At 31.9% G+C, this 9,437-nt stretch carries 8 protein-coding genes and 1 tRNA gene; 5 read left to right on the forward strand and 4 right to left on the reverse strand.

Annotated elements, in window-relative coordinates; all coding sequences use genetic code 11:
- Nucleotides 1–67: 67 nt before the first annotated feature.
- Both RDK80_RS19540 and RDK80_RS19545 read right to left on the reverse strand, forming a co-directional pair.
- Complete coding sequence (locus RDK80_RS19540; protein ID WP_308525260.1) at nt 68–964, reverse strand: DUF4349 domain-containing protein; 897 nt, start codon at nt 962–964, stop codon at nt 68–70.
- A gap of 78 nt (nt 965–1,042) precedes the next feature.
- Nucleotides 1,043–2,584 carry a polysaccharide biosynthesis protein gene (locus RDK80_RS19545; RefSeq protein WP_256311736.1) on the reverse strand — a complete coding sequence of 514 codons (1,542 nt, stop codon included), beginning with the start codon at nt 2,582–2,584 and terminating at the stop codon, nt 1,043–1,045.
- A gap of 165 nt (nt 2,585–2,749) precedes the next feature.
- On the opposite strand from RDK80_RS19545, the gene RDK80_RS19550 reads away from it, so the two are divergent.
- Nucleotides 2,750–3,949 carry an OFA family MFS transporter gene (locus RDK80_RS19550; protein WP_308525261.1) on the forward strand — a complete coding sequence of 400 codons (1,200 nt, stop codon included), beginning with the start codon at nt 2,750–2,752 and terminating at the stop codon, nt 3,947–3,949.
- Between the two features lie 55 nt (nt 3,950–4,004).
- Here the strand turns inward: RDK80_RS19550 and RDK80_RS19555 are convergent, their stop codons facing one another.
- Both RDK80_RS19555 and RDK80_RS19560 read right to left on the reverse strand, forming a co-directional pair.
- Nucleotides 4,005–5,462, reverse strand: a complete 1,458-nt coding sequence (locus RDK80_RS19555) for a leucyl aminopeptidase (protein WP_308525262.1) — start codon at nt 5,460–5,462, stop codon at nt 4,005–4,007.
- A 152-nt stretch (nt 5,463–5,614) separates the two neighbouring features.
- Nucleotides 5,615–5,690, reverse strand: a tRNA-Val gene (locus tag RDK80_RS19560).
- Between the two features lie 408 nt (nt 5,691–6,098).
- Between RDK80_RS19560 and RDK80_RS19565 the strand changes: the two genes are divergently transcribed.
- The 4 genes from RDK80_RS19565 to RDK80_RS19580 all read left to right on the forward strand — a co-directional run bounded on the left by RDK80_RS19565 (nt 6,099) and on the right by RDK80_RS19580 (nt 9,313).
- Entirely contained in the window at nt 6,099–6,458 is a 360-nt protein-coding gene (locus RDK80_RS19565; RefSeq protein ID WP_308525263.1) for a hypothetical protein, read from the forward strand.
- 38 nt (nt 6,459–6,496) lie between these two features.
- The gene (locus tag RDK80_RS19570; RefSeq protein ID WP_308525266.1) at nt 6,497–7,216 is read left to right on the forward strand and encodes a YibE/F family protein; all 720 of its coding nucleotides are present in this window, start codon (nt 6,497–6,499) and stop codon (nt 7,214–7,216) included.
- Nucleotides 7,209–8,030 carry a zinc transporter ZupT gene (gene zupT, locus RDK80_RS19575; protein WP_308525264.1) on the forward strand — a complete coding sequence of 274 codons (822 nt, stop codon included), beginning with the start codon at nt 7,209–7,211 and terminating at the stop codon, nt 8,028–8,030. Before RDK80_RS19570 ends, zupT begins: the two co-directional genes overlap by 8 nt.
- A 338-nt stretch (nt 8,031–8,368) precedes the next feature.
- Nucleotides 8,369–9,313 (forward strand): carbohydrate kinase family protein, encoded by a 945-nt coding sequence (locus RDK80_RS19580; RefSeq protein ID WP_308525265.1) that lies wholly within the window; start codon nt 8,369–8,371, stop codon nt 9,311–9,313.
- Nucleotides 9,314–9,437: the final 124 nt, after the last annotated feature.

Below are 9,437 nucleotides of genomic sequence, written 5' to 3' on the forward strand. Positions count from 1 at the left end.
TTTAGACATGATAATACCCCCTGAATCCGTGTCCGGATTTAGGGGGTAACATCAATTCCCTTGCTTTTTACTCTTTAGGAAGCGTATTATTCCTCTTTCTTATAAACTTCCATACTACATAAGCTACAACTCCTATGATTATTCCATATGGAAGGAAATATATAAAGGATATAATTAAGTTTTCAATATTGTAGGTAAAGAAATATAAAGAATCTTTAAATGCATTTCCTACCTTAGTCCAGAAAGGAGTTTTTATATTTTCGCCAGGAGTTAGTTTTGCTACTTCTTCAAGATAGAAATTAACAGTACTGTAATTTACCTTATCATCCATATCCATTATATTAGCAGTCAGATTTTCCTTTTCATAAATAATATTACTAAGTTGATTTTCAAGAGCTATTATATCCTCCATTTTCTCTGCTTTCTTTAGTAGGTCAAGTATTCTTCCCTCTTTAACTTCTAAGACCTTTAATCTAGATTCTGTATCTCTATACTGCTTAGTAATATCTACTTTGGAAGTGTTTTCAGAGATTATATTTCCAATTTCCTTCAATTCGTTTTTAAAATTATCTAGGCTTTCCCTTGGAATTCTAATTGAGTACTGAGAATGTTTTAAACTAGTAGAATAAACATAATTATTGTAGGAGATATCTGAGTTCTCAATATAACCCTTATATTTATCTATGAGAGAATTTAACTTTTCAACAGTATCCATAAATTCTTTTGTTTGCATAGAAATTGATACTGTGGTAATTATCTTGTCAGGCTCGATTAGATCATATTCTGTTTTCTCATCTTCAGCTACATTAAAATCCCCTTCGGCTATTTCCGTTGATGGCTTACTGGAACCAGTATCTTGAACAGACATATCATATGATTGAGATTTCTTTGAACTACATCCTGAAATTATCAAAGTAAAAACTAAAATTGAAATCATTATAAAAATTGATTTTCTATTCCTCATTTTATTCATCTCCTTTAGCTAAATTATACAATAATTTGGTAAAGTAGGGGTTACAAAAACCTTACAATATCAGATAACTTAAGGAAGTTTAATTAATTTTTTAAAGAGGTTTTTAGGTATTGCTTTAGTCAAGAATAGAACAAAAATATAAGCTAGACTGCCAACTAATAAGCTAGATACAAACCCTAAGGTGCTAATGTTTTGAAGGTTTCCTATATCATGGATAGATAAATAGATAAACCCAATCATAAATATAGAAGCAACTAAAGGTTTTCCTATAATATCTATATAGTCAATATCAAATTTTACCACAGATCGTATTGCAATAAGATTTAAAATTAAAATAACTGTGTTAGAACCATAAAAAGAAATAAAAATTCCATTTACTCCGAATCTGGGATCTCCCACAAAAATATATATAAGAATTATTCGAAGAATCATACCTATTATACTACTGACAGTAGCACTGGTTTGCTTATTAAGACCTAGTAGTATGCCTGAAAAGGTATGCTGTAGTGCCAACAAAACAGTACCATAAGCCATTATATGTATAAAATTAGCCACTAGAGGGTCATTGTATAAAAGGATAGCTAATGGTTTAGAAAGTCCTACATATAGAGACATCAAAGGAAGTGCTATTAACAAGGTGACTTTGATAGACAAATGTATATCTCTTTTTATATCCTTATATCTTTTTAGAGCTATCTGCTCTGATAAGCTAGGTATTAGATTAACAACTAAAGCTGATGTAACTATAAAAGATAATCCAATCAAGGGCATGGTCATTCCCATAATTCTACCGAAGATTGAGATAGAATCACTACTGGTATATCCTGCAGCCATAAGTCTGTTAGGTATAAGGATTGTATTGATAAATCTTAGGATAACACCAAATGATCCAGAGATAGTTAAAGGTATAGACATATATAAAACCTTAATTAAGTAAGATTTTTCATTTTTTTTATCAATTGGATAATTGCTCTTAGTTTTATATAGCCGTTTTTTAGAGAATAGTGACCACATAAGGTCGAAGAATTCTCCAATACTGATTCCTAGAATAGCTATGGTAGCTCCATGTATAGGTTCTACAGGGCACACATAATAAAGAATGCCCACGATAATGATGAATCTGGTCAAATGCTCGATTATCTGTGCAATACTGGGGGTTATCATATCCTTCATACCATAGAAATATGATCTCAATATTGAGCTTGCAGAAAGAATAATAATAGCTGGAATCATGAAATATACACCAAGCACCATATCTTTGCTTTTAAGCATCTTAATAGAAATGAATTCAGAAAATAATAGTAGGATTATACTAATTATAATAGAAGCAAAAAGGTTAAAAGTAAGGGTTGAATTAAATATGCTTTCTACATTATTATAATTCTTTTTAGAGTTTTCTTGAGCTACTAACTTTGTTACAGACGTAGGAATTCCAGAAGTAGTTATAATTAAGAAAGTCATAAGGGTGGACATGGAAATTTGAAATAATCCCATGGCTTCTGCTCCTAGAAATTTTGATAGAGCAACTTCATAAGCAAACCCAATGATTTTCATAAGAAAGTTCATAAAAACCATAATAATTGATCCGTAAATAAATCTATTTTTATTCAAAAAATCACCTCTTGAAAATAGTCAGATATTTATTTATATGTTTTATAAAAGAGAAAATTCTAAGGAGATTTTTTAATACTATGATTATGCTATCTTTGTTGTAGGTAGGATTTTTCAATGATATAATATTGTAGTACAAAATAATGACTTTACAAGGGGGCTAATATGGAGAAGGATCTAACCACAAAAAAATATAAAGTATTATGGGCAGCTACATTAACTAATGTCATAGCAGGTTTAGTGTACATATGGAGTGTAATTAGCAAAGCATTAATTGAAGATCTTAATTGGACCAGTAAGGAAGCATCACTTCCTTATACAATGGTTACAGTGTTTTTTGTAATTGCCATGGTTATATTTGGGAAGATACAAGATGAAAAAGGTCCAAAATTAACAGTTACAATTGGGGGTATATTAATGGGGGCGGGTCTCATATTCTCAGGGATATTTACAGATCCAAAGATTATGATACTAACCATGGGGGTAATAGCTGGAACTGGAATAGGCACTGTAAATGCATCTACAGTACCGCCAGCAGTAAAATGGTTTCCCCATGAAAAGAAGGGAATGATAACTGGAATAGTAGTAGCTGGTGTCGGTTTATCTTCCGTATTCTATTCGCCATTAGCAAATTATTTGATAGATAAAGTAGGAATATCTAAGACTTTTATCTACATAGGAGTTGGAGCTTTAATTCTCACATTGATATTGGCACAGTTATTGGAGAACCCCCCTGAAGGTTTCTTGTCTCAGAAAACTACTTCTACTGAAAAGAAAAAAGATAAATCATCTAATGATTTCACATGGAAGGAAATGATAAAGACACTGAATTTCTATAAACTTTGGCTTATGTTGACCTTTTCATCTTCAGCCGGTCTAATGATTATAGGACATGTATCCAGTATCGCTAAAAGCCAAGTAAATTGGCAATCAGGATTTATATTAGTAATTTTGCTTTCTATATTTAATGCTCTTGGAAGAATATTGGGAGGCACTCTATCAGATAAAATAGGAAGAGTGAGTCTTATGAAGATGGTATTTATCCTACAAGGAGTAAATATGTTTCTGTTTGCTAAATATTCAAATATAGGTCTTCTAGCAATAGGTGTGGCTATAGCAGGCTTATGCTATGGTGCGGCGTTTTCAGTTTTTCCTGCAGCTGTAACAGATTTATATGGAATAAAGAATTTTGGAATAAATTATGGTCTTACTTATACGGGATGGGGAGTTGGAGGGATTATAGGTCCTATGACAGCAGCAGCGATTTTCGACTCTACCCATAACTATAATACTGCATATATAGTAGCAGGAACACTTCTTGTAATATCAACTATAATTGCATTTACATTTAAGCCTGAAAGGTAAGAAGGTTAGATATATTATGGTTAAAGATAAAAAAGCTAGAGGCAACCTCTAGCTTTTAATGATTACATCCTTCTCCTTTACATCCCTTAGCTAAATGATATAGAGTCTTTACAGGAACTCCCGTAGCTCCCTTAGGTAAATATCCTCTTTCAGATGATAGAAAAGCAGTCCCAGCTATATCTAAATGAACCCAAGGAGTATTGTTTACAAACTCTTCTAAGAAAAGTCCAGCAGTTATTGTGCCTGCCCCTCTTCCACCAGTATTTTTTAAATCACCAACAGTTCCTTTTATTAAATCTCTATATTCATCGTTTGAAGGCATTTGCCATACTGGCTCACCTGCTAATTCTGCGGCATCTTTAACTTTATTCATTAAACTTTCATCATTAGTTACAGCTCCAGTATTTATGCTGCCTAAAGCAACAACACATGCTCCAGTAAGAGTGGCTATATCGACTATTTGATTTGCTTTTTCTACTGTTGCAGCATACCATAATGCATCTGCCAAAGTTAATCTACCTTCTGCATCAGTGCTTAATACCTCTATAGTTTTTCCAGCCATGGATCCAACTATATCTCCAGGTTTATATGCTTCTCCAGAGATTAAGTTTTCACAAGCAGCTACAATTGCAACAACATTTTTATTTAATTTAGATTTAGCGATTGATTTCATTACACCAATTACAGAAGCAGATCCAGCCATATCGTTATACATATCTATCATACTATCTCCAGGTTTTATAGAATATCCACCTGAATCATAGGTAAGTCCTTTACCAACAAGAGCAAGTTTTTCCTCTGATGCGCTATCACCATTCCATTTCATTACTATAAATTGAGGTGGAATAGCTGAACCTTTAGAAACAGCTAGAAATGCTTTCATTCCCATTTCTTCTATTTTATCTTTGCCATAAACTTCTACCTCAATTCCTAGACTTGTTAATTCTTCCTTAGCCCTTTTAGCAAGTTCTACAGGAGTCATTGCCATTGCAGGTTCATTAACTAGATCTCTTGCTAGGAATATACCTTCAATAATATTGTTAATTTCTTCAATTCCTTCTTCAACCTTATCTTTTTTATCTTCTAATACATTTAAGAAAAATTCTTTAACTGTAGGTTTTGTTTTCTTTTCTGATAGATATTTTTCAAATGCATATTCTGATTGTAAAAGACCCTCTGCTATGGCCATATTAGTCTTTCTATAGCAAAGGTTTTCAAATTTAGGTACTTCTACTTCTGCTGATTCTACCTTATATTTCATCAATTCTTTACCTAGTTTATAAAAAGCTTTTCTAAGAGACTCAAGAGTTAATTTTTCTTCTTCTCCTAGTCCCAATAGAATTACATTATTTCCCTTAGGTGAAATGTCTGAATAAATTTCACCACAGGTACCCTTAAAAATTTCTCTTTCCTTCAAATAGCTATATAATTCAGGTGAGCTATCTAATTTATCTTGTCCTTTAAATACTAGAAGAACTTTTATTCCTCCGCCTTTACCAACTAATATCTTCAATCAAAACACCCCTTTTAATTTATTTAGACACCCTAATTATATCAGATATAATTAGAAAAAAATAGACAAAAAAAGAATAGTAGATTTACTATCCTTTTAATTACTTAAATTTTTAATTGTGCATTGTGCATTGTGAATTGTTAATTGAATATTGGTGGGCGGTATAGGACTCGAACCTACGACTTTCACCACGTCAAGATGACACTCTACCAGCTGAGTTAACCGCCCTTAAATAGTTCTATAATATATTATCATAAAATTAAAAGATTTACAATATATTAGACTGGAATCCTGTATATAATTAGAGTATAATTTATATAGTTGGAGGTGTACTATGAATAGAACAAAAATGACCAAAATTATAATATATTTACTTATAGCATCTTTTATAATATCTATTATTGTACCAATTATAACAGTAGCAATGAGTTAGAATATTGCCAAGGGAAGGGGGTTCTCTTGGCAATATATTTTTTATTCTTTTATCATAGTTCAATATGATATAATATTCTATAATACATAGGAAAATCATGTTTTTAAAGTGCGTTTTTTCTAGATGAGTTTCAAAAAGGCTTCCTTAATATATTAATTCTTAGGTAGAAGTCTTTTTTACAAAAGATCATAAGGGAGGTAATTATGAAAAAAGTAATATCAATTATTATATTAGTATTGATTTTGGTTAATTCCGTGGTATTAGCAGAAGATATGCAATCAGTGGTGGAAAAGGCTGTGGTCCTTGAAGCTGGAGATGCAGAAGAAAGTGAAGACTTATATGAGGGCATCAGATTACAAAGAGTAAAATTAAAGATTACTAGTGGAAATCATAAAGGAGAAATAATTGACATAGAAAACCATCTCTCTGATAATGAGGCTTATAACTTTTTTGTGAAGAAGGGGGACAAGATATTAGTAGTGATTGAAGAACTTCAGGATGGAGATTATGAAGTATATATTGCAGATTATGAGAGAGCTAATTATATTATATTATATATCTAGTTATTTTATTCGCTATATTAATTCTTATAATTGGAAAGATTAAAGGATTAAAAGCAATTATATCACTAGTTCTAACAATAGGATCAGTATTTTATGTATTATTACCTCAGATACTTAAAGGGGCAAACCCTATACCCATATCTGTGTTAATTTCAATAGGAGTTACGATTATAACTATATTTTTAGTATCTGGTGTCAATACTAAGAGTATAGCAGCAATAGCAGGTACTTCGGCAGGTGTTATTATAGCAGGCTTAATATCATATTATGTGGGATTGAAAATACATCTTACAGGATTAAGTGCTGAAGAAGCAACAATGTTAATGTATATCCCTCAGGGGATAGAGTTTGATTTTAAAAACTTACTTTTTGCAGGAATAATATTAGGTTCATTAGGAGCAGTAATGGATGTTGGGATGTCTATATCATCATCTATAGAGGAAATTTATAGTGTAAATAATAATCTTTCAAGAAAAGAATTATTTATATCAGGTATGAATGTGGGGAAAGATGTAATGGGAACTATGACCAATACCTTAATACTTGCATATACAGGTTCATCTATTCCGCTTCTATTATTATTTATGGCTTATGAAACACCTTTAATAGAGATTATGAATTTAGATATAATAGCTACAGAAGTAGTCAGGTCATTATCAGGCAGTATTGGGCTAGTGCTTACTATTCCAATTACAGCACTAATAGCCAGTGTTTTAGCAAAAAAGCAAAAGCTAAGAGAGGATGTGAAAAATGAGTAAAGAAGTAGTATTATCGTTGGGGCTTACAACCATAGTGGGTTTATCTATGGGACTTGGTAGTTTATTATCTTTTTTTATAAAAGAAACAAATAAAAGATTTTTAGCTATCGCTTTAAGTTTTTCAGCTGGAATAATGATATATGTATCTTTTATGGCTATCTTACCAGAAGGTATGGAATTGATAGAATCATATTTTGGGGAACAAGGAGGTCATCTAGTGGCCTTAGCAGGTTTCTTTGGCGGAATGCTAATTACTGCAATTGTAGAGAAGCTAGTTCATAAATTTGGAGGACATTATCATGGACATGATGACCATCATCATGAACATGGTCATCATCATGAGCAAAATGGTGAACACTTATCAAAACTAGGAATTATGTCAGCTGTTGCAATAGCTATACATAATTTGCCTGAAGGATTAGCAATCTTTACCGCTGGATTAAAAGATATATCTGTAGCGGTTCCAATAGCAGCAGCAGTAATCCTTCATAACATACCATTGAGCATTGCTATATCGGTACCAATTTATTATTCAACGGGAAGCAAAAGGAAAGCATTTCTATATTCCTTATTTGTAGGTCTTTGTCAGCCCTTCGGTGCAATTATTGGATATTTAATCCTCTCAAGATTTTTTAATGATTTAGTCTTTGGAATTCTTTTTTCTATAGTGGCAGGAATTATGATATTTGTGTCATTAGATGAATTACTACCATCATCTCAGAGATATGAGGATCATCATATATCAGTATATGGAGCTATAGCGGGTATGATCGTTATGGCATTATCCATGAGTATATTCCACCATCATCATTAAAATAACATGAATTATATTTTATAGCAGATAGAAAGGTTCTACTTTTTGTCTTTTTCATTTTAAGAATTTGGCTTTGATGAGTTCCAAGAAAAGCTACTTCTAATTTTTCATTAGAAGTAGCTTTTCTTATATTTTATATATAATACTTTATTATTACAGTAGACTAAGGCTCATTAGATTTTTCTATATTGTAGACTTGGATTATTAAATCCTTTAATAGTTCTTTAATTAAGAATAAAATTTTGATAACTTTAGAGTTAGCTTGTAGACATTGAACTAATCATACATATAAAGCTTGTAAGGATTCAATAAAATGAGATGAAGGAGAGAAATATTGAATGGAAAAAAAGAAGAAAGTACTTTCACTTGGAACTGTGGCTATGGATGTCATATTAGAAACAAGAGAATTACCGAAGGAGGATGGATTTGGTTTTATAGACTCTGAAAAACTTTCACCTGGTGGGAGTGCTGCTAATCTTTCAGTAGCATTGGCTCGATACGGTATAGAGGTTTATCAGACTGGAAAAATTGGTGATGATAAATATGGAGATGAATTCCGAAGAACTTTAGTAGAAGATGGTGTTAATGATAAATTTTTAATCACTAAATCAGGTGGTTCAACTTTACATACATTCATTATAACTGCACCGGATGGAAAACACTGCATTATTGCAAATTTAGGGGATTCTGTATTAGACTTGCAGCCAGAAGAACTTCCAGGAGATATATTAAAGGAAATTGATGTATTCTATACTGACATGTTTTCATCTCGTGCATCTATTTATCTTGGGAGATTAGCTAAGGAAAAAGGAATTCCTGTTGTGTATAATATGCAGTGTACACCAAGCTTCATGAAGACATGCGGCGTTACCATGGAAGAAATAGAAGAAATGATTAGCCTTTCTACTGTAGTTTCTAGTGGGCGAGAGGGTTATTTTGAAATGACAGGTGAAACAGATTATCATAAGGGATTAGAAAAATTCTTGGAAAAATATTCTGTTCCCCAAGGGGTAATATGTACTGCTGGCGATGAAGGGGCATTATGGCATGATGCTGAGGAATCTATTTACAGAGATGCTTATTCTGTAGAAGCTGTAGATACTACAGGTGCTGGAGATTGTTTCTTGGCAGGATTCATTTATGCCTATTTCTGCAAGGAAATGGATAAACAAGCAACTATTGAGTTTGCTTCTGCATCAGCTGCTTTAAAATGTATGCAAAAAGGGCCAAGAACAGGAGCTACTGTAGAAGATATATTACAGTTCATTCATTCTAATAAATAAATTATGCAGCGAATTGTTAGGCTATCTATAAAATATTGTATCTATAACTGTAGAGATAAACATTATAGAGAAAATATATAGATAAAATATATAGATAAAATATCAGGATAGATATATTTAATTG

It is taken from the genome of uncultured Tissierella sp., from assembly GCF_902479755.1.
Taxonomy (GTDB): Bacteria; Bacillota; Clostridia; order Tissierellales; family Tissierellaceae; genus Tissierella; species Tissierella carlieri.

Bases quoted from the DNA above. Each gene is read 5' to 3' on its own strand.
- RDK80_RS19540 (WP_308525260.1), bottom strand. From the start codon at position 964: ATGAGGAATAGAAAATCAATTTTTATAATGATTTCAATTTTAGTTTTT.
- RDK80_RS19580 (WP_308525265.1), top strand. From the start codon at position 8,369: ATGGAAAAAAAGAAGAAAGTACTTTCACTTGGAACTGTGGCTATGGAT.
- RDK80_RS19550 (WP_308525261.1), top strand. From the start codon at position 2,750: ATGGAGAAGGATCTAACCACAAAAAAATATAAAGTATTATGGGCAGCT.
- RDK80_RS19565 (WP_308525263.1), top strand. From the start codon at position 6,099: ATGAAAAAAGTAATATCAATTATTATATTAGTATTGATTTTGGTTAAT.
- zupT (WP_308525264.1), top strand. From the start codon at position 7,209: ATGAGTAAAGAAGTAGTATTATCGTTGGGGCTTACAACCATAGTGGGT.